Raw genomic sequence first — 24,182 nt, 5'->3', positions numbered from 1 at the left:
AGATAAGAAATGAACTTAAATCAAAAAATAATAAAGCCAAAATTAGGATTACTAGAACTCGCTAAGAGTCTTGGTAGCATATCATCAGCATGTAAAGCGATGGGCTATAGCAGAGATAGTTATTACAGATTTAAAGAACTGTATGAAACTGGTGGTGAAGAAGCGTTGTATGAGATTAGCTGGAAGAAGCCAATAATAGCCAATAGAGTTGATCCAGCGATAGAGAAGGCAGTAATGGATATGGCAATAGAATATCCAGCATATGGTCAGCTAAGAGTATCAAATGAGCTTAAGAAGAGCGGTATACTTGTATCACCTGGAGGAGTGAGATCAATTTGGTTACGTAATGATTTAAACAATATCAATAAAAGGCTTAAAGCATTAGAAGCAAGGATGGCTCAGGATGGTATTGTACTTACTGAATCTCAGTTACAAGTACTAGAGAAACGACGTAGCGAAAAAGAAGCCCATGGCGAGATTGAGACACAGCATCCAGGTTATCTAGGATGCCAAGATACATATTATGTAGGAAATTTTAAGGGTATAGGTAAGGTTTATTCTCAGGTATTTATTGATAGCTATAGCAGAGTAGCTGATGCTAAACTATATACTGATAAAACAGCTTTAACTGCTGCTGATATGCTTAATGACCGCGTGTTACCATGGTATGAAACTCAAGGCATACAATACTTCGTATTCTGACAGATCGCGGGTCAGAATATAAGGGAAATATAGAGCATCATGCTTTTGAATTATTTCTAAGTATCGAAGGTATAGAACATACTATTACTAAAGCATATTCTCCTCAAACAAATGGTATGTGTGAACGTTTTAATAAAACTATGACACAAGAATTCTTTGATACAGCTATGCGGAAAAGGATCTACACTGATCTTGATGATTTACAATTAGATCTTGATATTTGGTTAGAGCATTTCAATAATGAGCGACCACATTCAGGAAAATATTGTTATGGTAAAACGCCTATGCAAACTTTTAAGGATAGTAAGAAATTAGCTATTGAAAAGAACAATGAAATCTTATATCTTGAATACTCATCTGACAGTCATAATTTATCAGATATTCAGATATAATTTTTATAGTGTCTGTAAGATCAAATCTTGACTTCTACAAATAATAAGGCTTCATCCTACCGAACTAGAAGCAAATAGTATGTCATTCCCGCTTAAGGCTTGCCCTGCGTGGATCATTTTCCCCTGTCATCCCGTGATTTATTCACGGGATCCAGTTAAAAATACTAATAAAATTAGTATTTTTTATTATTTTCTGGATCTAGTTCCCAAGCCACGGTATGACATCAATTACGTTTTTTATCCACACGGGGCAAGCCTCGTGCAGGAATGACATATGGTTATTAGGATGAAAAAGCAGATTTAAACTAACTATCAAAAAACTCAGATTCAACTATATCCGTTTCACCACCTAAAGAGGTTTGATTTTCTTTAAATGTATTAATTTCCTCAAGAGAAGAGAATTTTAATTTAGGGACGTCGTTTAATCCAGAACTTATTTGTGTTGTTTTAGTCTCTACATCAGTCTTAGGCTCAAGATCAGCTTCTATTTTTTTTCTTGTATTACTTTTTCTATTATTTCTTCTATTATTAGATTGTTTATAATTTCTGTATAACTTTTAAACTTCGGAGTATCAGCCCCATGCTTAATTAATAATTTACCTATAGCTTTATATTTATCATTTTTTGGCTCATCCATAAGTGCAGATAATACTATAAGAATTACTGTGCCTCTTTCTAGAATTTCAGCATTAGGATTACCACCATGCTTTAATAAAAACTCAAGCGTTTTTACATAATTAGATAAGTCTTCTTTTGTTTCAGAATTCGAACTTTTGCAATAAGTAGGATCATTAGCTGGTATTGCAGCATTTACTAATAAAGCAACAAGGTCTTCTGAATAATTATCTTTAGCTGTTGCACCATATTCAAATAACTTTTTTAAGATTTCTACATTACCTTTTAGTATTGCGGATATGACACCTTGAGATGGAATCGCCTTTTTTTCTAGGAGATAATTTATTACGTCAATAAGTTCTTGTATGGCGGCAATACTTAATATAGCCCCTCCATGTAGAGGATTATTAATTGTAGTGTTCACATCAAACTTTTTTTTCTTCAATAAAATATTTAACTAAATCTAAACGTCCTTTATGGACAGATTTATAAAGAAACTCATTAAGAAGTTCTGCTGGAGATAAGGAAATTAATGTTTTAATTTCTTCTAGGGTATGTTCATGACCTATTGCAAAATAAATAGCATTATCTATATCAACTTTTTTATCTAATAATTTATTTATTAGTTTTTTTATCACCTATCTTAACTGCTCTATTTAATGCTGTTCCATGTATAGGATCAACATCATTAATTTTTTTGGTTTTTATAAGTTCTTTAATTTTTTCTTTTAAAATTTGTTTTTCATTTTTAAAAGAATCTCTTAGAGCTTTAAAAGAGAAGCTTCTATACATAATTTACCTTAATTAATTTATAGCGGGCGTACTATAAAGTAATAAAGGTAAATTATCAATATAAAATATTAACTAAATATTAATGAATTAACTATCAGTTTACTTTCTTAATTTTTAGTTGTAGTTTGTGGTTTTCTAGCTCGATTTCACTAATATGATCAGGGGTGAAATCTTTAACAAATTCACCTAAGGTTTGTTCCTTAATAAACTCACCATAAATATCAATTATTTTTGGTAAATCTATATCAATTAAAATCCTGTCTGTTATGGCAAAATCGGCATTTTTCCGAGCTTGTTGTATGAAGCGCACAATGTCACGAGCTATTCCTTCGTCTATTAACTCAGGGGTTAGCTCGAGATCAAGTATCAATAAACTGCTATTATGGGCAAAGCTGCTAGCACCTTTAATATGTGAATGAGGCTCTAATATAAGCTTGTATTCATCGCTATTTAAGGTCTCATTACAAATCTTTAAACCGCCGTTTGTTATTTCCCATTCGTTCTTTTTAGAAGCAGCTATTATATCTTTCATTTTAGTCGGAAGACGCTTGCCAAGTAACGGGAAATTAATCGATAGTTTTTTGCTTGCATAATTCTCTAAATCATCACGATAAATTACTGATTTAACATTGATCTCATCTTTAATCAAATCTTCAAAATCTTTTAGTTTATCATTATTTTTGCTGATAATAGTTATACTGCTAAGCGGTTGTCTTACACGTGCGTTTTCGCTACTTCTGATAAATAGGCTGTTACTACAAATATCTAGCACAGTATCCATAGTATCCACTAGCTCACTATTTATTTTAAACTCTGAAAGATCAGGATAGTTGCATAGATGGACAGAAATAGAGCCGTCATTGCGAGCCACTGAAAGTGGCGTGGCAATCTCGTGAGAATGTCCTGAGCTTGCTTCGTCAAAACTTAAGTCTTTCCTCGCAATGACGTCTGGTTGTTTATGACGCAATCCCAAATATATCGCTTCCGAAATAAGCGGCACTAGAGACGACATAGAGGTAGCCATAGTCTCTAAGCAGGTATATAGAGTATTGTAAGCATTTTGCTTATCTGTATCTTTTTCGCTTTTCCAAAATCTAGCTCTGCTTCGTCTAATATACCAGTTATTTAGTACTTCAAAAAAATCTGAAACTGCATGATAAGCTGATTGAGTATCAAAATTGTCTAAACTCTCTTTAATCTTCTCTACCGCTATTTTGAGCTTAGATAATATATAACTGTCTAAAACGTTTTCAGATGTAAAATTAAGTTCGCCTTTAATATGGTCGGCATTAGCATACATAGTAAAGAAATGGTAAGCGTTCCAGATAGGTTTGATAAATAAACGAAGCGTATCAAATACCATTTTGCCGTCTTTATCAATCAGTAACTCTTGCCCTTTAACTACATTTGAAGAAAGCATTGTTACCCTTAAAGCGTCAGAGCCGTATTTGTCGAATAGTTCTAACGGATCAGCATAATTATTTAGACGTTTTGATAATTTTTGACCGGTGGCATCCAAGATTACCCCGTGGCATATACAATTTAAAAACGGTGGACGATCGAATAGGGCAGTAGATAATACCATTAAAGTATAGAACCAACCACGTGTTTGTGCTGAATATTCAACTATGAAATCTGCCGGAAAATGATCCTCAAACCACTGCTTATTTTCAAAAGGGTAGTATGCTTGTCCGTACGGCATTGAGCCGCTTTCAAACCAACAGTCAAATACGTCTTCTATTCTACGCATTGTTGATTTACCAGTTGGATCGTCGGGATTTGGTCTTGTAAGTTCATCAATAAAAGGACGATGTAAATCAGTAATCTTAACACCGAAATCTTTTTCTAGCTCTTCTATAGAGCCGTAAACATCTATGCGTGGATATTTTGGATCGTCAGACTTCCATACCGGCAAAGGTGTTCCCCAGAATCTATTGCGGCTTATTGACCAATCCCTAGCATTCTCAAGCCATTTACCAAATAAATTGTCCTTAACGTGGAAAGGTATCCAATTAATTTGCTGATTCAGCTCTACCATTCTATCTTTAAACTCGGCAACTTTTACATACCATGACGGAACAGCTTTATATATAAGCGGGGTATCCGTACGCCAACAGTGCGGATAATTATGGATATACTGCTCAGTTTTTAGCCAATTGCCTTGCTCTTTCAGCTTGATTATTATTTTGTCGTTTGCATCAAATACTTGTAAACCTTCTAAATCAGGGATTTCTTTGGTAAACTTACCGCTATTATCCACAGGGCAAACAAGTTTTATGCCTTCCCGCTCACAAAGTATTTGGTCATCTTCACCAAAGCCAGGAGCCATATGTACCAACCCTGTGCCATCACCCTCAACAACAAAATCGCCGGCAAATATCTTAAAGCTATTCGGATGATCTTTGAAATAGTCAAATAACGGCTTATAGCTTAATCCTTGAAGTTCTGAGCCTTTGATTATCGTAAATTGCTCATCGCCTTTTAACTCTAATTCTTTTGCATATTTAGAAACTGAAGAGGCAGCTATGATATAGCAAATATCATCTTTAGGAACTAATGCATAATCAATATCGCTACCGACTGCTAAGGCTAGATTTGACGGCAATGTCCATGGCGTTGTCGTCCAAGCCAGGATTCGGTATTCTTCCCCTTTTATCATTCCTGCGAAAGCAGGAATCTCGTCCAGTACAAAACTAACTGTTACTGCTTTATCCGCTCGCTCTCTATATGAATTATCAAGTCTCGTTTCAAAATTAGAAAGTGGAGTTTCGCATGCCCAAGAATAAGGCATTACCCGCATAGATTCATACAATAATCCTTTATTATATAACTCTTTAAATGCCCAAAGCACTGATTCCATAAAATTCTTATCCATCGTTTTATAAGAATTCTTAAAGTCTACCCATCTTGCTTGGCGTGTTACGTATTGCTCCCACTCGCCGGCATATTTCATTACCGAATCTCTGCAATGAGCGTTAAACTTCTCTATTCCGAAATTAGTAATAGCAAGACGTCCTGAAATACCGAGTTCTTTTTCAGATTGCATTTCAGCGGGTAGCCCGTGACAATCCCAGCCAAAACGGCGTTCTACTTTCTTGCCTCTAACTGTTTGATATCTGGCATATACGTCTTTAATAAAGCCAGTAAGTAAATGCCCATAATGAGGTAACCCATTGGCAAAAGGCGGACCATCATAAAAGATAAACTTAGCATCTCCAGTACGATTATCAATAGATTTCTGGAATATATTATTATCTTGCCAAAATTTTAATATTTCTTTCTCTATGACTGCAAAATCAGCATTTGAGCTAACTTCTGGGTAATATTTAGTGTTTGTCATTATTTTGTAAATTATTTATTATAATAGTTTGGTTTATAATAATAGATAATAGCGGAGAGATAAATAGCTAACTATGACAAATAGCGAAAAAATTTATGTAGGACTTTGTATATTATTTTCTACTCTTATAATACTTGGTAACTTAATGTATCAAAAATTTGTTATGTTACAAATACCATTTCATAAGTTTGAGTTATCTGCAGGAGCAATATTATACCCTTTAACATTTTTAATTACTGATATAATTACTGAGCTATACGGAAAGGAAAAAGCTAATTTTTGCATCAGATTAGCAATATATATGAATATTTTAGTTACTATAATTATTATATTTATAAGTTACTTGCCGGCTATTGAATGGTCAAAAATCAATGATGAGACATTTAATAAAGTATTTAGTTATTATAGTGTAGCATTCCTTGCCTCTATTATCGCATGCTATATTGCTCAGGCAATTGATGTTAATTTATATTTATGGATACGCAAATCAACCAACGGGAAATATTTGTGGTTAAGGAGCAATGTTAGTACTTGTATCTCATTATTTATTGATACTACTATTGTGATTAGTTTTATGGCAGCCTTTAGTATTTTTCCTGTTGAACAAATATGGAAATTGATAATTAATAGCTATAGTTGGAAGTTATTTTTTACCATTTGCTGCACACCATTGTTTTACTTGAGCCTTTTTTGTATAAGGTATTTTATTAAATTTGAAGAGGTTAAAGATTTGGGAGGTATTTTTGCAAAACATAAAAAAAATACAAAAGCTTCTTTTGAGGAGATAAGAGATAAAGCATGGATGGAAAGTATTTGCACTAGCGAAAGAAATATTTGTTATTCTCGCGAAAGCGGGAATCCAGGAAAAAAAGCATAAATACAGCAAGTTTTTAAAATTAAAAGCTCGCTTTGTCTCGCTTTATGCTGGATCCCCGCTTTCGCGGGGATGACATTGTACTTGTTTTTCGAGCCATGCAACAAAGTCTTATGTAGGTAGACATAGAGTCGTATTAGTATAACACATTTTACCCCTCCAAACGATAAAATCTACTAGATTTATATAACTTAATCGCATTAAAAAGTAAAATCTTTGTGACGCCAGCTATTGGTATAGCAAAAAATATTCCAATAAAGCCAAATAGACTACCGCAAGCAAAAATTGAGAATATAATCCAAAGCGGGTGCAGCCCTATTTTATCACCAATAATTTTAGGTGTTAGAATATATGACTCACAAATATTTCCGATCAAATAGACCACTATTATATAAAACAGTTTTGTAGTTGCACCAAAAGTTAAATATCCGACAGTTAGAGTTAGAAGAAAAGAGATAAAAGTGCCGATAAAAGGAATGATAACTAAAAAACCTGTTAGGATTCCAAGTAAAAGAGCAAGATCAATACCTATTACAGTAAATGAGATACTATAATAGATAGATAACATTAAGCAGATATTTAGCTGACCTCTTATATAAGCAGCAAGCAGGCTATTAATAGAGGATAATATTCCAAGGATTTTGTGCTTGCTTTTTAGCGGTAGTAATGATTTCATATTTTCGATAATTTTCGTCCAATCACGTAAGAAATAGAATAATATTATAGGGATAAGTAAAAATAAGACAAATATATTAATTGTAATGAGAGTATAGTGCCAAAAATTATTCGCAAGACTACCAAGTATAGTGAATATGCTATTTATGAAATTACTTAAAGAATCCTTTATCTTATCAGCGATATTAGGCTCTACTGCATAAATTTTTGTCATTATAGGCGGTAATATCTCTGCTTGAAAATAATCCTTATATTTAGGGATATTATTCACTAAGGTAGAGACCTGCCCGTAAATTACTGGTACTAAAAGAGTAAGTGCAGTAAAAAATATACTTAAAAATATCAAATAAACTACAATAGATGAAATTTTATTTGATAATTTAAATTTTGACGCAACAAATTCTATAGCAGGTTGAAGTAAATAAGAAATTATAAAAGCAATAAAAAATGGTCTTATTGCCTCTGAAATTAGCATAAAACCACTTATAAAAATTCCTATAAAAAGAAGCCAAAATATAGCGGTTTTATTCATATATATTTACTTTTTTGTTACTTGAACAGTTGCAGGACGAAGTAATCTATCTTTAATTTTATAGCCAACTTGCATTATATTAATAACGCTATTAGGTTCATGATCGGGATGCTCTATTTGAGAAATTGCATTATGCAAATTATAATCAAATGCTGATCCTACTTCCGGCTTTATTTCTTCTATATGATGTTTATGAAATACTTTATCTAGCTCATCTTTAGTCATCTGAACACCAGCAATAATATTTGTTACTTCTACTGAAGCGTCTAGTGGTTTATGCTCTAACGCTCTAGATAGATTATCGCTAACGTTTAGAAGCTCTTTAGCAAATGTAGTAATTGCATAATCTCTTTCATCATCACGTGCTTTTTCTAACCGCTTTCTCGTATTATCTATTTCAGCACTTGCTCTAATTAGCTTATCTTTCAGCTCCTCTATTTGGGCTTTTAAGTCTGCTATTTCTAAATTAGTATCAGTATTTTGTGTTTCTTCGATAATATCATTTATTTCTTCTTCATTGTTTTCTATATTATTGTCCGTCATCGTATAACTATTATTGATTTACTTATAGTATAAGATATAATAAAAAATCTAAAATTTTCAATGGGGTATACTTGTTTTATTTAAAATCTTTTCCAAATAAAACTTCGTCTACCTATTCTTCATCTATTAGAGGTATAAATTTACATTATGAGGCAGTCAGGCAGAAAAAGCAATCAATTACGTCCTATTTCATTAGAATTATCTCCTCTTATTAACGCAGAAGGATCATGTCTTATTAAAATAGGCAACACTCATGTTATGTGTAGTGCAAGTTATGATACGACAGTGCCGCCATTTTTACGTAACCAGAACAGAGGATGGATTACCGCAGAGTATAGCATGCTCCCGGGTTCTACATCTCAGCGTAATAAAAGGGAAGCGGTGCAAGGTAAACAGTCAGGCAGAACGCAAGAGATACAGCGTTTAATAGGCAGAACGATGCGTTTGATAATTGACTTACAAAAACTTGGTGAGCGACAAATTACTATAGATTGTGATGTGATTAATGCCGATGGCGGTACTAGGACTGCCGCCATAACAGGGAGTTATGTAGCTTTGCATTTAGCTATTAGATCATTAATGAAGAAAAGAATTTTAAAAATAAACCCGTTAATTAACCAAGTTGCTGCCGTTTCTTGCGGTATATATAAAGGTCAGCCTATATTAGATTTGGATTATTTAGAAGATAGTGACGCTGAAGTAGACAGTAATTTTGTGTTTGCAGGTAATGGAAACCTAATTGAGATTCAAGGAACGGCAGAAAAAAAACCTTTTTCTGAAGAGCAATTTTTAGAAATGTTAAAACTTGCAAAAGCAGGTGCTTCAGAATTGTTTAAGCTACAAAATCAAGTATTACTTAATTTACAATGACTAAAATAAGACTTGATGAATTTTTACTGCAAAAAGGTTTTGCTCCAAGTATCCAAATAGCACAAAGTCTAATTATGCAGGGTAAAGTGCATAGTAAACATGAGCAATTAACCAAAGCCGGAACACAAGTTAATGTAAATGACACTGACATTAAGGTAAAACTGCCAAAACATAATTATGTTTCAAGAGGAGCATTGAAGCTAATTGGTGCTTTAGATCATTTTAAAATTAACCCGAGCGGTATGGTTTGCATTGATCTTGGAAGCAGTACTGGTGGTTTTACGGAAGTTTTATTAGAGCGGGAAGCAAAGTTAGTTTTTGCGGTAGATGTTGGTTATGGTGAGCTGCATCATAGATTGCGTGATAACCCACAAATTATAGTGCTTGAAAAGACTAATGCACGATATTTAACCGATAAACAAATAACTACTCAGCCTGATTTGATAGTTTGTGATGCAAGCTTTATTAGCTTAACTACTATTTTGCCAGCTTCATTTACCTTAGCTAAGAAAGATTGTTTGCTTATAGCTCTAATCAAGCCACAATTTGAAGTCGAAAAGCATGAGGTAGAGGAGGGGGGAATTATTAAAAATCTGTTACTCCATCAAAAAGTGTGCGATAAAATTAAAACTTGGCTTGAGGAAGAGCATCATTTTGAGATATTCGGTATTATAGAAAGCCCAATACTCGGAGCTAAAGGAAATAAAGAGTTTTTAATAGTAGGTCAGAGAAAAAAGACACTTTAAATCAATTTATTATTAATTGCATCCTCTAATGTATAATTATTAAGTGTTTTTATAAATGCATTGCTTGCCTCCTTAATAAAATGTTTAAATTGGCACGAATTAGTAATTCTGCATTGATTAGTATCCTTATTAAAACACTCTACTATATCCATATTAGGCTCTAACTTCTCTATTATATCTCCAAGTTTTATAGAAGAGGGGGGAGATGCTAATCTAATTCCACCTCCTTTTCCTTTACTACTACTAATATATCCTAATAGTACTAATTTGTGTATTACCTTTACTAAATGATTAAGTGAAATATTATAGTACACTGCTATTTCTTTAATACTACAAATTTTCCCCTGTTTAGATGCAAGATATATAAGACTACGTAATCCATAATCTGTAAAACTTGTTAACTGCATAAAAATTTTACTTATTTTTATCTTGAATATACAAAAAAACATTTATATAAGTCTATATATTATAATATGTATTTAAAATACATATTATAATATATTTACCATTATAAACAAGGAGTGACTATGTCTAAAGTAATTACAGCAAAAGAAATGAAAGATGCAACCAGACTATTTAAAAATTTCGATATTACTAAATCATTAAATTTTTATGGGAGTTTGGTAGCTAATTATAAAGCTGTGGTAGATGAATATTTTAATAGTAGTAGCTTCAATTCAAATGAACCAGAAAAGGGAATACAACCAAATTTAATGAAAAATTTTTTAAATCTTACTGGAAATGCTATTTTAAAGGTTTTAAATTCATATAATGAAACAGATGAAGTAAATATTTCAGAAATTATACAATCAGCTTTAGATAATGATCATAAATTCAATGAAGCGGTAGCAAAAATTGTTAGCTTACATGTAGGGCGTAATATTCCTGCACATCTATATCCCCCTGTTGCTGAAAAGCTTATATCAAATGTAGAAAATGGTAATGAGTTAGTAAAAGAAATATTAAATGAAGTAGGAGCGTATTTTGTAAAAACTGAAGAAAAGTAATATAAAGAGTTAAAAGAATATAAAATAGAAAGTTTTGAAGAGCATAAAATAAAGATAGAAATGAAAAATGCTGATGGAAATACAGCAAAAATAAAATTTTATAGACAGAATGAACAAGAAGTAACACCTCATAAACATGGACAAATTATTACTATTAAAGTAGGAAGCAAATATAGTGAATTTACAGTTATGAAAACTGGTCATGATGATGAGGGGCATTATTATGAATGTTTAATAAAGAAAAACCCTAATGGGACTGTAACAAATTATTTATTTAATAATGAAAATCAGCTAGTAAAAGTGCAGCCCTCATATATTGAGTCAGATATAGAAACCACAAAAGATCTTGTTCTTATTAGTGGTGGATCAGGAGAAAGCCATTCTATCTCTATAATAAATGAGATAATAAGTAAAAAGGATATTCCGTTCCAACAATACATCCATGTTATTCATTCTACTAAAAATGAAAATAGTGATACATTTCAATTAGATGAAGTAATCAATATTGCAAAGTCACATAATATTAACGTTTCTTATCATAAACATTATACTCATCATAGCGGTAGAATGACTAAAAAATCTTTAAGCGATATTTTAGAAAATCACGATAGCCATTATGAAGTTTGCACTTCTAGCTCTTTTAGTACTGCTATACAGCAGACATTAAAGGGATGGGGCGTTGAAGATGTTGATATTCATATAGAGGGGTTTGGTTCGATACCAGAAGCTTTTGATTCACCATTAATAGGTGTTTGTCCGTTTCATTAGAACATATAGTTCTTTTTATTGTCAAATAAATATTGCCAATATATATTTACTAGTGTATCCTGCCCTTATAAGGGAAACAAATATAAAAATAAATGAAGGTGGGTTATCCCACCTTTTTTGTTACAAATTTACAAATGCAAATTATTGAACAACAAATAACAGATCTGATAGAAGAAACCTTAAGTGATATGGGGGTTGAGTTAGTGCTTGTGCGTGTTAAAGGTCTAAGCTCTAAAGTAGTTGAGATATTGATAGACAAGCTTGATGATCAAAAAGTAACAGTAGAAGATTGCACTAAAGCAAGCAATACTATTTCGGCTATTTTAGATGTTGAAGATTTGATAGAAGAGGCATATTATTTAGAAGTTTCGTCAAGTGGTGTTGAACGTCCATTGGTAAAATTTGAAAATTATAAAAGATTTGCAGGACGAGAAGTTAAAATTAAGCTTAAAGAATTATTAAATGGTAGAAGCCGTTATCAAGGTACGATAATTGAGGCTAAAGACGATAAAGTATATTTAAAATGGGAAAACCAAGAAGTAATAATTAATTACGATTTAATTAAAAGTGCTAACCTAGTTTTAACGGAAGAAATGTTTAAAAAATTATTAGGTTCTGAGAATAAAAGTAATACAAGGTAATATAATATATGTCTAATATAGGTAACATAGAAATTTTACAAATTATAGATTCTGTAGCTCGTGAGAAAGGGATATCAAAAGAAGTTTTGATATCAACTGTAGAACAAGCAGTGCAAGTAGCAGGGCGAAAAAAATACGGCAATGAATATAATATCAAAGCACAAATAAATAGAAAGACAGGTGAAATAAATCTTTTAAGAGTGTTTAAAGTAGTAGAAAATGTAGAAGATTATTTAACACAAATTTCAATTACCGAAGCTTTGCAAAAAGATCCTGAAGCTAAAATTGATGGTGAAATATATGAATATTTGCCTTCAATTGATCATGCAAGAGTAGCAGCTCAAGCCGCAAAGCAAGTCATAACACAACGCGTTATAGAAGCAGAGCGTGAAAAACAATATCATGATTTCAAAGATAGAAAAGGTGAAGTTATAAATGGTGTTGTCAAAAGAATAGAATATGGTGATATAATAGTTGATCTTAATCGTGCTGAGGCAATAATAAAGAGAGAACAACAGATTAAAGGAGAAAATTTTAAAGTTGGTGATCGTGTTAAAGCATATGTGCAAGATGTAAGGCACGAAACAAAAGGTCCGCAAATATTTTTGTCTAGGGCAGATGATAGGATGCTTGCTAAACTATTTGAGTTAGAAGTAACAGAAATTTATGAGGGAATGATCGAAATAAAAGCAGTAGCACGCGATGCTGGTTCAAAAGCTAAAATAGCTGTATTTGCTTCAGAAAATGGTATAGATCCGATAGGTTCATGTGTTGGTATTAGAGGCAATAGAGTAAAAGCTATAACAAATGAGCTAAATGGAGAAAAAATTGATATAATATTGTGGAATAGGGATGTTGCACAGTTTATAATTAATGCTCTTGCACCTGCTGAAATTTTAAAAATTCTTATTGATGAAGATAAAAGAAAAGTAGAGGTAGTAGTTTCGCAGGAGAATCAAAGCCTTGCAATAGGCAGAAGAGGGCAAAATGTGAGACTTGCTGCTAAGCTCACAGGATGGAACATCGATATAATGACTGAAGAGCAAGAATCAAAACGAAGAAATGAAGAGTTTGTAACTTCTACAGAATTATTTATGGAAGCTTTAGACGTTGAAGAAGTAATCGGGCAGCTTTTATCAGTTAGTGGATTTAATACAGTAGAGCAAATTACAAATAGCGATATTAATGCTTTAATGAATATTGAAGGTTTTGAAGAAGAACTAGCTGTAGAGATTAGAAATAGAGCTATTAATTATGTTAATCTTAAAAATGAAAAGATTGTTAAAGAACTTGAAGAGCTTGGAGTTGAACAGGAATTAATAGATATATTAGAAATACATCCTGAATTAATATTAAAATTTGCTGAATATGGTATTAAGACTATAGAAGATTTAGGTGAAATGAGTGCAAATGAATTTAAAAATCTAGCTCCAAATTCTAATATAACAGATGAAAATATTAAATTATTAATTAAGACTGCTAAACAACATAGCGAGCTAAAAGAAGAATAGTGTCATCTCGTGGCGGCATTGCCTGTGTGGATCATTTTTCCCTGTCACCCCGTGGCTTGTACCTGCGGAGCCCAGCTAAAAAATACCAATATTATTAGTATTTTTTATTGTTTTTCTGGATGCCGTGGACAAGCCACGGCATGACATCGAGAGTGCTTTTCGATCCATGCAACAAAGCCAGCGTGTCCACAGGGTGACACCGGTACTAAACACAAAGGTTTAAATATGACGGATAACCAGGAAAACAAACCCAAAAAGTTGACACTTAGCAATACGAAATTGTCGCTTAACAAGTCTTTTGACTCTCTTGCGAGTACTCAAAATTTTGTCAATGCTAAGTCGAAAACATTAGTAGAGGTTAGAAAAAGCTCTAGTGGTTCTACTACCACCCTTTCATTAAATAAAGAGAAAGGTAGTTTAGAAACTGGTTCAAGTAGTGGTAGTGAAGAATTTAACAGACGCTTATCTATTCTAAAAAAAGCTGCAGAACAATCAAAATTAAATGATAATTCACAAATAAGTACTTTAAGTAAACTTGCAAGTATTAATCAATCTATTGCTTCACAAGAAGATCCTGTAGAAGTTGAGCAAGAAGAAAGCAGCGATACTAACAAAGTTAAAGAAGAGCCAAAAATAGAAGAAGTAAAAGATACTGAGGAGTCTGCACTTCAAACTCCTAAAAAGAAAGAAGATATTTTTGTAAAATCTCCGTTAGTAGGAACTAGAACACGTTACGGTATAGAATCAGAAAAAACTGTAGATAAAGTAACCGAAAATAAGGTGATTGCACCAAAGCCTAAAGTTGAAGAATCAAGAAAGTTTAAAAAGACTGACCTCTTCAATATGGTTGGTGACGATGAAAACGACAATAGAAATAGAACTAGAACTAGAACTAGAAGTCTTGCTTCTATAAAAAGAGCAAGAGAGAAAGAAAAGCGTAAATCATTAGTACAAGCCCCTGAAAAAGTATATAGAGAAATAACGCTACCTGAAGTTATTGGAGTTGGTGATTTTGCAAACGCAATGTCTGAGCGTGTAGCTGATGTTATTAAAGAGTTAATGAAACTTGGCATTCTTGCTAATGCTAGCCAAACAATTGATGCTGATACTGCAGAATTGGTAGCTACACATTTAGGACACACTGTCAAAAGAGTTCAAGAATCGGACGTTGAAAATATCTTAATTACCAATGATAAAGAAGAAGATTTAAGATCACGTGCACCAGTTGTTACAGTTATGGGACATGTTGATCACGGAAAAACTTCTCTACTTGATGCTTTGAAATCTACAGATGTAGCATCCGGTGAGACAGGAGGAATTACCCAGCATATTGGGGCTTATAGAGTAACGCTTGCTGATGGTAGAGCTATTACATTTATTGATACTCCTGGTCATGAAGCGTTCTCAGAAATGCGTTCAAGAGGGGCGGGTGTCACTGATATAGTTATCATAGTAGTTGCCGCAGATGATGGAATTAAGCCGCAAACTGTTGAAGCGATTAACCATGCAAAAGCAGCAAATGTTCCGATAATAGTTGCCATTAATAAGATTGATAAGTCTGATATTGATATTGAGCGTGTAAAAAACGAACTCTATATGTATGAAATTATCGGCGAGGAAGCTGGGGGTGATGTTATGGTTATTCCAATCTCGGCACTTAAAAAAATTAATCTAGACAAGCTTGAAGAAGCAATTTTATTGATTGCAGAAATGCAAAATTTAAAAGCTAGCCCGTTCGGATCAGCTAGTGGTGTCGTAATCGAATCAAAAATTGAAAAAGGAAGAGGTGCGTTAACAACCATACTAGTTCAGCGTGGTACTTTAAAAAGCGGTGATATTATAATAGCTGGAACTGCGTATGGTAAAGTCAAAAAAATGACTAACGATAAAGGAGTAGAGGTTTTAGAGGCTACCCCATCCGTTCCGATAGAAATTCAGGGCTTGAGTCATGTTCCTCATGCCGGTGATACGTTTAACGTAGTACAAACTGAAAAGCAAGCAAAAGACATAGCAGAATATAGAGAGCGAGTTGCTAAAGAAAAGAAAATATCTATAGCACCACGTTCAAGTTTAGAAGATTTATTCTTAAAAGCTTCTGGCAGTAGTAAAATTAAAGAGTTACCTTTAATTATTAAAGGTGATGTTCACGGGTCAGTTGAAGCTATTGCGGGTAGTTTATTAAAGTTACCAAATGATGAAGTTAAGCTACGCATTCTTCACAGTGGTGTAGGTCCTATAACAGAATCAGATGTATCACTTGCTCATGCCTCTTCAGCTATTATTGTTGGTTTTAATGTTAGAGCAGGTGCAAATGCAAAAACTGCTTCAGAGAAAGAAAAAGTTAAAATTAGATATTATAGCATAATATATGATCTATTAGATGACGTGAAAGCAATTATGAGCGGAATGCTTGATCCAATTATCAGAGAACAATATATTGGATCAGTAGAAATTAGACAGATATTTAACATTACTAAAATTGGTAAAATTGCTGGTTCTTATGTTACTAGAGGTATTATTAAGAAAGGAGCAGGGGTACGCTTATTACGTGATAATATAGTAATTCATGAGGGCAAGCTGAAAACTTTAAAACGCTTTAAAGAAGAAGTTAAAGAAGTTAGAGAAGGCTATGAGTGTGGTATCGCATTTGAGAATTACGAAGATATTAGAGAAAGTGATACAGTCGAGGTATTTGAGCTTATTCAAGAGAAAAAACAGTTATAGCTTAGTTCCTGTCACTGCAAGAAGAAACTGTAAGTTTCGATGAAGCAATCTAGTAAAATGCATAGCATTTTTTATTATTTTCTTAGGTTGCAGCTTTGCTTCATTCCTCGCAATGACGACTTTTGAGTCACTTAACAACAAGGTCATGTAAGATGACATATAATATATGACTATGGAACTTACCGGAAATGAGTTAATTAAGTCCAAGCTTATAGATACTCCTGAGCGTTCAGGAGTTTATCGTATGTTTGACGTTAATAAGCAGATTATCTATGTTGGTAAAGCCAAGAACCTTAAAAAACGTCTTACTAATTACATTAAAATAGATTTAGATACTAAAACGCTTCGGATAGTTGCAAATACTTGCTTTTTAGAGTATAGCATTACTAATTCTGAAGTTGAAGCACTGCTTTTAGAAGCTCAGCTAATCAAAAAATTTCAGCCAAAGTTTAATATTCTTCTTAAAGATGACAAATCTTTTCCTTTCATCAAATTACGTTTAGATCATGATTTCCCTCAACTACTAAAGTATCGTGGCAGAGCCTTAGATGATGGAAAGTTTTTTGGTCCGTTTGCTTCAGCAAGCCAAGTTAATACTACCTTGTCAGAACTACAGAAAATCTTTAAACTGCGTTCTTGTACAGATAATTACTTCAATTCACGTGCTCGTCCTTGCCTGCAATATGAAATCAAACGTTGTTATGCTCCATGCGTTGGTAAGATCAATAAAAAAGATTATGCGGAACTAGTAGGGCAGGTGAAAGATTTTTTACAAGGACGCAGTAAAGAACTTCAAGAAAATCTATCGAAGAAAATGGAAGAATTAAGCGAACAGATGCGTTTTGAAGAAGCGGCAGAAATCAGAGATCGTATTAAGGCATTAAGTTACGTGCAGCTTAAAGCCGGTATTACCGACATCATTAAAGATGCAGATATAATTGCTATTGTAGAAAAGAAAGGACATTATTGTGTAGAAGTATTTTTATATCGAATAGGGCAAGCTTGTGGTAATATTCCGTATTTTCCTACTTCTACAGAAAATAGTACTAAAGAAGAAGTATTAAAGCATTTTTTATCACAATTTTACCAAAAACAACAAGTACCTCCGGAAATTATTATCAATCATGAAATTGATGACAAAGAGAATATCATAGAAGCGATTAGGAACATTAATAACTTTGCTAAGCTTAGCATTACAATTCCTGCTAGCGGTGGTAAGCTTAAGCTAGTTCAAAATGCTGAAGAAAATGCCTTATTTTCGCTTGAGCAATATTTGAAAAAATTTGCGAAAAATCAAGAAATTATGTTTGAGGTTAAAGAGTTATTTAACCTTACTGAAATTCCTGAACGAATTGAAGTGTATGACAATAGTCATATTCAAGGCAAGTTTGCCGTCGGGGTTATGATAGTTGCTGGTAAATCTGGCTTTGATAAAAAAGAATATCGGGTTTTTAATGTAAGTGTAAGTCATTCCAGTTCTCTACAATGTCATTCCAGCAACGACATAAGAAATGATGCTGTAGGTGATGATTATGAAATGCTACGTCAAGTTCTTACCAGAAGGCTTACACGATTAAAACAAGAACCACATAGGTTGCCAAGTCTAATGATTATAGATGGCGGTAAGGGGCATTTAGGTATTGTTAAAGAAGTGATGAATAAGCTTCAAATGGATATTCCGTTTGTTTGTATGTCAAAAGGACCTGATAGAAACGCTGGTCTTGAGCAGTTTCATATGGTAGGTAGAGAAGTATTTACGTTAAACAAAAATTTACCGCTCATGAAATACTTACAAATTCTGCGTGATGAAGCTCATAATTTTGCAATAAAGAATCATAGACTTAGTAGATCACGAGCTATAAAAGTCTCAAGTCTTGATGAAATAGAGGGAATAGGGGATACACGTAAAAAAGCATTACTACATTATTTCGGTTCATATAAAGCGGTATCAGATGCGAGTGCAGATGAACTTTCTAAAGTAAAAGGCATTAGTAAATCACTTGCGAAAATGATCTTTAATGCCTTGCATAAAAGCTAAATTATTAAGCTTTGTCTGTAGGATTATTAGTAGTAGTGTTATTAGACTCACCTAACAATTTTTTTGCCCAAGCTTGTGCATCATCATTATTAGTATATTCAGCAATATCATGATGATTATCATATTCCTCAGCAAAAGCAAGTTCTTCAGGTGATAAAAATTCGTTATCTGTATCGTTTGGTTTCTTTGGCATATTATTACCTACCTAGTTGATTATGTTGTACCATTTTAACATTTTTATTACTATTTGTCAATCCATCAGAAGTTAATTTAGTTTCTAGTTTTTCTTTAATTATTTGAGCTAAATCAAGAACTTTTTTATAGCTTACTGTTAGATCTAAATTATTATCATTAAATTTATAAGTAGGAGTTTTTTGAGAATAACCTTCGTTATATAATTCCTGTGGGTTTTGTGCTTTAGGATTTAAGTTTTCTTTGCGTAAAAATTCATCTAACCTAGTTTTATCGTGTACCACTACTTTTTTTTCTTTAAGATTACCTTGTTCTATTAATATTGGTTTTTTACCTCTTTCCACATCATTGTCTACTATTTTATATTCAATATTTTTTCCAATATTCTTAGAGCCTGTCTTGAAATTAAGGTTTAGTCAATTTTTTAAGCATAAGTGTAATCATATTGATATAAATAATATGTTCAGAAGTTTTATAGTTATGCTCATAGTCTTTACTCATACGACGAAAATTATTGAGTCAGCTAAAAGTACGTTCAACTATCCAACGCTTGGGAATCACTTTAAACCCCACTTGATCAACAATTTTACGAGAAATTGTCAGTAATGCTCTTACAGTTAAAAAACACCAAATTTGTAATGCTCCAGCATAACCACTATCTGCAAAAAATTTGATAATACTAGGATATTTTGCTTTTGCCTTGATTATTACATTTTTAGTACCATCTCTGTCTTGTATACCTGCTGAATGTACTTCACATGATAATACTAAACCAAGTGTATCTGTAACTATATGGCGTTTCCTACCCTTAATCTTCTTGCCTGCATCATATCCTCTAGCTCCCCTTTTTGGGTAGTCTTAACAGACTGACTATCTATAATCCCTACAGTAGGAGTGGATTTCTTACTTTCTTTCTCCCTTACTTTTTGGACTAATCTATCATGTATTTCTTGCCATCTACCATTCTTACGCCAACGTAAATAATAGTCATATACTGTTTGCCATGGGGGAAAATCTTTAGGTAATAATCGTCACTGACAACTACTCCTCATTACGTAACGAATGCCATTAATTATATCTCTTATATTATGTTTACGTGACCGTCCTATCTTGCAAGGACCAACAAATGGAGCTAAATGTATCCTTTCTTCTTCCACTATATCACTGGGATACATATTCCTACTTTATTATTTTTTGACAATATAAATTATTTCTTATATCTTTTCAAGACAGGCTCTAAGACATAATATCATGAAAATTCTTTGGGACGTTAACATTTGCATTGATAATATAATCAGTTGGTACAAATCGTTGTTCTTCTTTTCCTCGTTCATATGCTCTTTCTACACATTTTTCTGCTGGAATTGAGATAACATCAATTAGAGCTTTACCACCATTTTTAACTGCCATATCAAATATATATTGATTAGGCATTATAGTATCAACTAGCATATCAGGAGCTTTATTGTCATTAACTTTTTTCTCTTATAAACGATATGACATATTAGAAATAAATCCTGCTTCTGCATGGTTAAGAGGTGATTTATTTTCAATTTTACTAGTAGTTAATCTATCATCTATAATAAAATCTCTATGACTGTCAGTATTAATTTTTACTATATCAGACCAATTTTTTCCTTGCTCGATTGCCTCCTTTCTACGCATTGCTACAGATGTTCCTTTTCCAGATGCCGGTGCCCCATAAAAACAATAAGTAGTTCTATCTTTTGAATGTTCGGTTAATTTTTTAAACCCTTGTTTTTCTGCTTCTTTTAATAATTTTGGTTCTAGATCAGATATTATTGTATCTTCCAAAGCTTTCATTTTAATGTCCCCCTTCGGGGATCAAAAATCCCTCGCCTTTAGGCGAAGGGAAGATATAATGAAATTGCTTTAGCAATGAATTTATATCAAGAAATATGAGAAGTTATAGAAAGAATAGTCATAGTCAGTATGATTTAAAAGTGTATCTTATATGGATACCAAAATATAGGAAGAGAATATTGATAGGCAAAGTATCGGAAAGGACTAGAGATTTACTGAGGCAGATTTGTATGGAACATGAAGTACATATAATTTCAGGGAAAATATCATGTGATCACGTACATATGTTTATCTCATATAAGCCGCAAATATCTCTTAGCAAGTTAGTACAGTATTTAAAAGGCATTAGCTCAAGAATTTTATTGCAAGAATTTACTCATTTACGAAAACAATTTTGGGGCAATCATTTGTGGGCTAGGGGCTATATGGCAGTCAGTTCAGGTAATATAACTGATGAAATGATACAGCACTATATTGATGAACAGGAAGGTGAACCTGTGAATGATGATCGATTTCTAATCGATTCCACTTTATAACCCCTCAGCTTATAGCTGAGGGTTGTTTAGTTTTATCAGATAATATTTTTTCTAAATATTGTTCTGGTGTTTTTGAACGAGAACTTTCAGGTAATTTGGAATAATTTGTTTTTATAGTTTCATATAAATTTTTTGCGTCTAGTTCTTCTTTATTTAATATTGTTGTATCTGTATTACTAATAGCTTTAGATTCTAAAGTTTTAGCTTTAGCTTCTGAGCTTAGAGTTACCGCATTTACTTTTTCTTTAAATTCCTTGCTGCTACTGTAATCTAACACATAAGAATATAGTTTTTCAAAAGTAGGTTTTAGATCTGCTTCTTTTTCTATCTGCAAATTAGTATTTATAATAGCAAGAGAGGCATATTTAGCCATACGCGTTGCTGGTAAGCTAGCTACGATTGTTAAATCAGTTGTACCTGTTAGTATTATATGTTCAGCAGTTGTTCTAGGATGGTTTTCTGAATTTTTAATAATGGTGGGGATTTCTGTATCCGTTCTTGTATTATTTAAATCTCGAGCTTTACTGAGTGTATCAACTCCAGTAACTTCCCAGGCTTCATTTGGTTTATCTTTCATAATATTAATTTTTTTTAAATGAAATTTTATATTAGAATTACTTATCACCTTATCAGAATGAATTAATAACTGAATTTAAACTTTAATAGAAAATACAGTGTATTTTTGCAATTTATATAATTATTGTTAAGTTTTGAAATATTTTTGTGTATTTCACCAATATTTAAATAATATAGTTGATTATTAATTAAAAAATTAATATTATATTAAATAATTAACTTTTTATTAAATAGTAGGAAAGGGGATATGATTATATTTAATTTTAAGGATAAATTTAGTTATTCTTATTTGTTGGAAGTTTTAAAAGAAAATGATCCTAATATAGTTGGTTTAGATATTAGGGGTAATTTTACGTCTAAGCAATTTATAGAATTATTTGAAGCATTAAAAGAAAATAGCACAGTTAAAAAATTGATTCTTAGGGGAAAAGCTTATAAATGTGATTTACATGATAAAAATATATATTTAGGTTTAAGCAGTTTTTTATAAAATAATAAAACTATTGAAGAGCTTACCTTATATCATACTGATATTCAAGATAATGGTATTAAATCTATAGCTAATGCTTTAGAAGAAAATAATGGCTTAAAATATTTTAAAATATGTGGGCATAGTCTAAAAGCAACAGGTGAAATAGCTTTATTTAATGGGACATGAAAGTATAATTATGTATAGCTCCAACCAATAAGGTTGATACATGAAATTGTCATCCCGCGACTTGATCGCGGGATCCAGTTAAAAATACTAATAAAATTAGTATTTTTTATTATTTTCTGGATACCGTGGTCAAGCCACGGTATGACACCGAGGGCGTTTTTTGATCCACGTGGGCAATGTCTTCCCGCGTAGGCGGGAATCCAGTATAAAGCGAGATAACCTAAACTTTTAATTTTAAAAATTTGCTACTTTTATGTTTATTTTTCTGGATTCCTGCTTTCGCAGGAATGACATCGGAACTACGCAACAATGCCTATGCAGGAATGACATCCAGGACGTTTTTCGATCCACGCAGGCAATCCCATCATATTAGTTAAATCCTAACTAATATATGCCTTTTCTTACCAGCAGAGAGTTTAATAACATTATTCTCAAGTAAGAAAGTAGTATTAATTACCATATTTTCGTCTTCTACAAGCTCATCATTCACCTTAGCACCTTTTCCTCTAATAAGCTTGCGTGCTTCTGATTTAGAAGTAGCAAGACCTGTTTCATGAAATAGTTCGAATGCAGTAATACCCGCTTGTAATATTTCCGGCTCTAAAACTATAGTAGTCAAGTTCTCATCAATTTGTCCGTGCTCAAATATTTTTACCGCAGTTTCTAAAGAAATCTTAGCCTCTTGTTCTCCATGGCATAGTTTAGTCAATTCATAAGCAAGCTGCTTCTTAGCTGCATTAATATCTTCAGCTGCTAAATTTTCAAATGCTGTAAGCTCTTCACTTGCTAGCTCGCTATATAATTTAGCAAATCTAATCACGTCAGCATCTTCACAGTTACGCCAATATTGGTAATAATCATATGAGCTTAGCAGATCTTCGTTAAGCCATACAGCACCTGCAGCCGTCTTACCCATTTTAGCACCTGAAGCGGTTGTAAGTAAAGGCGTTGTCATGCCAAATACTTCGCTGCCACTTATTTTGCGAGTTAAATCAGCCCCCATTACGATATTACCCCATTGGTCACTACCACCAAGTTGCAAACTACAATTATAATGTTTGCTTAAATAGTAAAAATCATAGGCTTGCAGCAACATATAGTTAAACTCCAAAAAGCTTAAATGTTGCTCTCGCTCTAGCCTTAACTTTACTGAATCCATAGTTAGCATACGGTTGACAGAAAAATGATTACCGAAATCTCTTAGGAAATCTAGATAATGAAGAGAGTCCAACCACTCCGCATTATTAAGCATTATAGCATCACTTTCACCATCACCAAATCTAATAAATTTTGACAAGGATTTTTTGATCCCTTCAGCATTTTTTGTTATGTCTTCTTTAGTTATAGTTTTACGTGCTTCATCTTTGCCTGAAGGATCACCGATTTTACTTGTACCGCCACCGATAATCACTATTGGCTTATGTCCATGCTTTTGCAATAATCGCAGTATCATTATTTGCATTAAACTACCGATATGCAAAGACGTTGCTGTACAGTCAAAACCGATATAAGCAGCGATCTTATTTTCTTTCGTTATACTAGTTAATCGCTCTAAATCGGTACATTGATGAAAATACCCTTTGTTTATAAATTCTTCTATAAAAGTCATATTATGTATTAGTTTTT

Annotated in this window: 25 protein-coding genes and 3 pseudogenes; 12 read left to right on the top strand and 16 right to left on the bottom strand. The window is 32.7% G+C overall.

The genetic code is table 11. The features are described 5' to 3' along the window. Positions 1-9: 9 nt before the first annotated feature. Positions 10-1,094 (top strand): annotated as a pseudogene (locus ACICQC_RS05690) (IS481 family transposase). Positions 1,095-1,578: 484 nt separating this feature from the next. Here the strand turns inward: ACICQC_RS05690 and ACICQC_RS05685 are convergent. From ACICQC_RS05685 to ileS, 4 genes are all read right to left on the bottom strand, one after another. Beyond that, positions 1,579-2,133 (bottom strand): hypothetical protein, encoded by a 555-nt coding sequence (locus ACICQC_RS05685; RefSeq protein WP_395476320.1) that lies wholly within the window; start codon positions 2,131-2,133, stop codon positions 1,579-1,581. Position 2,134: 1 nt separating this feature from the next. After that, the gene (locus ACICQC_RS05680) at positions 2,135-2,347 is read right to left on the bottom strand and encodes a hypothetical protein (RefSeq protein ID WP_395476319.1); all 213 of its coding nucleotides are present in this window, start codon (positions 2,345-2,347) and stop codon (positions 2,135-2,137) included. Beyond that, positions 2,325-2,501 (bottom strand): hypothetical protein, encoded by a 177-nt coding sequence (locus tag ACICQC_RS05675; RefSeq protein WP_395476318.1) that lies wholly within the window; start codon positions 2,499-2,501, stop codon positions 2,325-2,327. The genes ACICQC_RS05680 and ACICQC_RS05675 overlap by 23 nt, the downstream gene beginning before the upstream one ends. A 94-nt stretch (positions 2,502-2,595) precedes the next feature. Beyond that, positions 2,596-5,841, bottom strand: coding sequence for an isoleucine--tRNA ligase (gene ileS / locus ACICQC_RS05670; protein WP_395476317.1), 3,246 nt, complete (start codon positions 5,839-5,841; stop codon positions 2,596-2,598). 73 nt (positions 5,842-5,914) lie between these two features. Between ileS and ACICQC_RS05665 the strand changes: the two are divergent. Beyond that, positions 5,915-6,559: pseudogene (locus ACICQC_RS05665) on the top strand (queuosine precursor transporter); the annotation flags it as partial. A gap of 307 nt (positions 6,560-6,866) precedes the next feature. Here ACICQC_RS05665 and ACICQC_RS05660 read toward each other — a convergent pair. Then, the gene (locus ACICQC_RS05660; RefSeq protein WP_395476316.1) at positions 6,867-7,922 is read right to left on the bottom strand and encodes an AI-2E family transporter; all 1,056 of its coding nucleotides are present in this window, start codon (positions 7,920-7,922) and stop codon (positions 6,867-6,869) included. A gap of 6 nt (positions 7,923-7,928) precedes the next feature. Further along, entirely contained in the window at positions 7,929-8,465 is a 537-nt protein-coding gene (gene grpE, locus ACICQC_RS05655) for a nucleotide exchange factor GrpE (RefSeq protein ID WP_395476315.1), read from the bottom strand. Between the two features lie 147 nt (positions 8,466-8,612). Here grpE and rph point away from each other — a divergent pair, with 147 nt between their 5' ends. Then, positions 8,613-9,335, top strand: coding sequence for a ribonuclease PH (gene rph, locus ACICQC_RS05650; protein WP_395476314.1), 723 nt, complete (start codon positions 8,613-8,615; stop codon positions 9,333-9,335). Next, complete coding sequence (locus tag ACICQC_RS05645; protein ID WP_395476313.1) at positions 9,332-10,081, top strand: TlyA family RNA methyltransferase; 750 nt, start codon at positions 9,332-9,334, stop codon at positions 10,079-10,081. Before rph ends, ACICQC_RS05645 begins: the two co-directional genes overlap by 4 nt. Here the strand turns inward: ACICQC_RS05645 and ACICQC_RS05640 are convergent. Beyond that, the gene (locus tag ACICQC_RS05640; protein WP_395476312.1) at positions 10,078-10,488 is read right to left on the bottom strand and encodes an Rrf2 family transcriptional regulator; all 411 of its coding nucleotides are present in this window, start codon (positions 10,486-10,488) and stop codon (positions 10,078-10,080) included. The genes ACICQC_RS05645 and ACICQC_RS05640 overlap by 4 nt on opposite strands. 120 nt (positions 10,489-10,608) lie before the next feature. On the opposite strand from ACICQC_RS05640, the gene ACICQC_RS05635 reads away from it, so the two are divergent. The 6 genes from ACICQC_RS05635 (at position 10,609) to uvrC (ending at position 18,770) form a co-directional block, all read left to right on the top strand. Beyond that, positions 10,609-11,088 carry a hypothetical protein gene (locus tag ACICQC_RS05635; protein ID WP_395476311.1) on the top strand — a complete coding sequence of 160 codons (480 nt, stop codon included), beginning with the start codon at positions 10,609-10,611 and terminating at the stop codon, positions 11,086-11,088. Positions 11,089-11,148: 60 nt separating this feature from the next. Continuing rightward, entirely contained in the window at positions 11,149-11,856 is a 708-nt protein-coding gene (locus ACICQC_RS05630) for an FAD-dependent oxidoreductase (RefSeq protein ID WP_395476310.1), read from the top strand. Positions 11,857-11,990: 134 nt separating this feature from the next. After that, the gene (gene rimP / locus ACICQC_RS05625) at positions 11,991-12,497 is read left to right on the top strand and encodes a ribosome maturation factor RimP (RefSeq protein ID WP_395476309.1); all 507 of its coding nucleotides are present in this window, start codon (positions 11,991-11,993) and stop codon (positions 12,495-12,497) included. Positions 12,498-12,505: 8 nt separating this feature from the next. Then, positions 12,506-14,008, top strand: a complete 1,503-nt coding sequence (nusA, locus tag ACICQC_RS05620) for a transcription termination factor NusA (RefSeq protein WP_395476308.1) — start codon at positions 12,506-12,508, stop codon at positions 14,006-14,008. Positions 14,009-14,233: 225 nt separating this feature from the next. After that, positions 14,234-16,732: a translation initiation factor IF-2 gene (gene infB, locus ACICQC_RS05615; RefSeq protein ID WP_395476307.1), complete on the top strand. Its 2,499-nt coding sequence runs from the start codon at positions 14,234-14,236 to the stop codon at positions 16,730-16,732. Between the two features lie 166 nt (positions 16,733-16,898). Beyond that, positions 16,899-18,770: an excinuclease ABC subunit UvrC gene (uvrC, locus tag ACICQC_RS05610; protein WP_395476306.1), complete on the top strand. Its 1,872-nt coding sequence runs from the start codon at positions 16,899-16,901 to the stop codon at positions 18,768-18,770. A 4-nt stretch (positions 18,771-18,774) separates the two neighbouring features. Here uvrC and ACICQC_RS05605 read toward each other — a convergent pair whose 3' ends face one another. The 7 genes and pseudogenes from ACICQC_RS05605 to ACICQC_RS05575 all read right to left on the bottom strand — a co-directional run bounded on the left by ACICQC_RS05605 (position 18,775) and on the right by ACICQC_RS05575 (position 20,786). Then, the gene (locus ACICQC_RS05605) at positions 18,775-18,963 is read right to left on the bottom strand and encodes a hypothetical protein (protein WP_395476305.1); all 189 of its coding nucleotides are present in this window, start codon (positions 18,961-18,963) and stop codon (positions 18,775-18,777) included. Positions 18,964-18,967: 4 nt separating this feature from the next. Then, entirely contained in the window at positions 18,968-19,306 is a 339-nt protein-coding gene (locus tag ACICQC_RS05600) for a hypothetical protein (RefSeq protein WP_395476304.1), read from the bottom strand. A gap of 175 nt (positions 19,307-19,481) precedes the next feature. Further along, positions 19,482-19,754, bottom strand: coding sequence for a transposase (locus ACICQC_RS05595; RefSeq protein ID WP_395477660.1), 273 nt, complete (start codon positions 19,752-19,754; stop codon positions 19,482-19,484). Then, a pseudogene (locus tag ACICQC_RS05590) lies at positions 19,751-19,951 on the bottom strand (transposase); the annotation flags it as partial. The pseudogene ACICQC_RS05590 and the gene ACICQC_RS05595, both read right to left, overlap by 4 nt. A 42-nt stretch (positions 19,952-19,993) precedes the next feature. After that, positions 19,994-20,137 (bottom strand): hypothetical protein, encoded by a 144-nt coding sequence (locus ACICQC_RS05585; protein WP_395476275.1) that lies wholly within the window; start codon positions 20,135-20,137, stop codon positions 19,994-19,996. A 61-nt stretch (positions 20,138-20,198) separates the two neighbouring features. After that, entirely contained in the window at positions 20,199-20,396 is a 198-nt protein-coding gene (locus ACICQC_RS05580; RefSeq protein ID WP_395476303.1) for a hypothetical protein, read from the bottom strand. A 51-nt stretch (positions 20,397-20,447) separates the two neighbouring features. Beyond that, the gene (locus ACICQC_RS05575; protein ID WP_395476302.1) at positions 20,448-20,786 is read right to left on the bottom strand and encodes a hypothetical protein; all 339 of its coding nucleotides are present in this window, start codon (positions 20,784-20,786) and stop codon (positions 20,448-20,450) included. A gap of 95 nt (positions 20,787-20,881) precedes the next feature. On the opposite strand from ACICQC_RS05575, the gene tnpA reads away from it, so the two are divergent. Next, the gene (gene tnpA / locus ACICQC_RS05570) at positions 20,882-21,322 is read left to right on the top strand and encodes an IS200/IS605 family transposase (protein WP_395476231.1); all 441 of its coding nucleotides are present in this window, start codon (positions 20,882-20,884) and stop codon (positions 21,320-21,322) included. Positions 21,323-21,326: 4 nt separating this feature from the next. On the opposite strand, the gene ACICQC_RS05565 is transcribed toward tnpA, so the two are convergent. Then, positions 21,327-21,899 carry a hypothetical protein gene (locus ACICQC_RS05565; RefSeq protein ID WP_395476301.1) on the bottom strand — a complete coding sequence of 191 codons (573 nt, stop codon included), beginning with the start codon at positions 21,897-21,899 and terminating at the stop codon, positions 21,327-21,329. Between the two features lie 246 nt (positions 21,900-22,145). On the opposite strand from ACICQC_RS05565, the gene ACICQC_RS05560 reads away from it, so the two are divergent. Further along, positions 22,146-22,388: a hypothetical protein gene (locus ACICQC_RS05560; RefSeq protein ID WP_395476300.1), complete on the top strand. Its 243-nt coding sequence runs from the start codon at positions 22,146-22,148 to the stop codon at positions 22,386-22,388. A gap of 541 nt (positions 22,389-22,929) precedes the next feature. Here the strand turns inward: ACICQC_RS05560 and tyrS are convergent. Further along, a complete protein-coding gene (gene tyrS / locus ACICQC_RS05550; RefSeq protein WP_395476299.1) occupies positions 22,930-24,165 on the bottom strand; it encodes a tyrosine--tRNA ligase in 1,236 nt (411 codons plus the stop codon). Positions 24,166-24,182: the final 17 nt, after the last annotated feature.

The sequence above is a fragment of the Rickettsia endosymbiont of Pantilius tunicatus genome (assembly GCF_964291875.1).
Lineage (GTDB): Bacteria > Pseudomonadota > Alphaproteobacteria > Rickettsiales > Rickettsiaceae > Rickettsia.
This window is presented reverse-complemented; position numbering and strand designations above follow the sequence as displayed.

Coding starts and splice junctions, on each gene's coding strand:
- ACICQC_RS05565 (WP_395476301.1), bottom strand. CDS start 21,899: ATGAAAGATAAACCAAATGAAGCCTGGGAAGTTACTGGAGTTGATACA.
- nusA (WP_395476308.1), top strand. CDS start 12,506: ATGTCTAATATAGGTAACATAGAAATTTTACAAATTATAGATTCTGTA.
- ACICQC_RS05605 (WP_395476305.1), bottom strand. CDS start 18,963: ATGCCAAAGAAACCAAACGATACAGATAACGAATTTTTATCACCTGAA.
- rph (WP_395476314.1), top strand. CDS start 8,613: ATGAGGCAGTCAGGCAGAAAAAGCAATCAATTACGTCCTATTTCATTA.
- ACICQC_RS05645 (WP_395476313.1), top strand. CDS start 9,332: ATGACTAAAATAAGACTTGATGAATTTTTACTGCAAAAAGGTTTTGCT.
- ACICQC_RS05630 (WP_395476310.1), top strand. CDS start 11,149: ATGAAAAATGCTGATGGAAATACAGCAAAAATAAAATTTTATAGACAG.
- grpE (WP_395476315.1), bottom strand. CDS start 8,465: ATGACGGACAATAATATAGAAAACAATGAAGAAGAAATAAATGATATT.
- ACICQC_RS05585 (WP_395476275.1), bottom strand. CDS start 20,137: ATGTATCCCAGTGATATAGTGGAAGAAGAAAGGATACATTTAGCTCCA.
- tyrS (WP_395476299.1), bottom strand. CDS start 24,165: ATGACTTTTATAGAAGAATTTATAAACAAAGGGTATTTTCATCAATGT.
- rimP (WP_395476309.1), top strand. CDS start 11,991: ATGCAAATTATTGAACAACAAATAACAGATCTGATAGAAGAAACCTTA.
- ACICQC_RS05580 (WP_395476303.1), bottom strand. CDS start 20,396: ATGCCTAATCAATATATATTTGATATGGCAGTTAAAAATGGTGGTAAA.
- ACICQC_RS05575 (WP_395476302.1), bottom strand. CDS start 20,786: ATGAAAGCTTTGGAAGATACAATAATATCTGATCTAGAACCAAAATTA.
- ileS (WP_395476317.1), bottom strand. CDS start 5,841: ATGACAAACACTAAATATTACCCAGAAGTTAGCTCAAATGCTGATTTT.
- ACICQC_RS05660 (WP_395476316.1), bottom strand. CDS start 7,922: ATGAATAAAACCGCTATATTTTGGCTTCTTTTTATAGGAATTTTTATA.
- uvrC (WP_395476306.1), top strand. CDS start 16,899: ATGACTATGGAACTTACCGGAAATGAGTTAATTAAGTCCAAGCTTATA.
- ACICQC_RS05560 (WP_395476300.1), top strand. CDS start 22,146: ATGATTATATTTAATTTTAAGGATAAATTTAGTTATTCTTATTTGTTG.
- ACICQC_RS05635 (WP_395476311.1), top strand. CDS start 10,609: ATGTCTAAAGTAATTACAGCAAAAGAAATGAAAGATGCAACCAGACTA.
- infB (WP_395476307.1), top strand. CDS start 14,234: ATGACGGATAACCAGGAAAACAAACCCAAAAAGTTGACACTTAGCAAT.
- tnpA (WP_395476231.1), top strand. CDS start 20,882: ATGAGAAGTTATAGAAAGAATAGTCATAGTCAGTATGATTTAAAAGTG.
- ACICQC_RS05675 (WP_395476318.1), bottom strand. CDS start 2,501: ATGTATAGAAGCTTCTCTTTTAAAGCTCTAAGAGATTCTTTTAAAAAT.
- ACICQC_RS05640 (WP_395476312.1), bottom strand. CDS start 10,488: ATGCAGTTAACAAGTTTTACAGATTATGGATTACGTAGTCTTATATAT.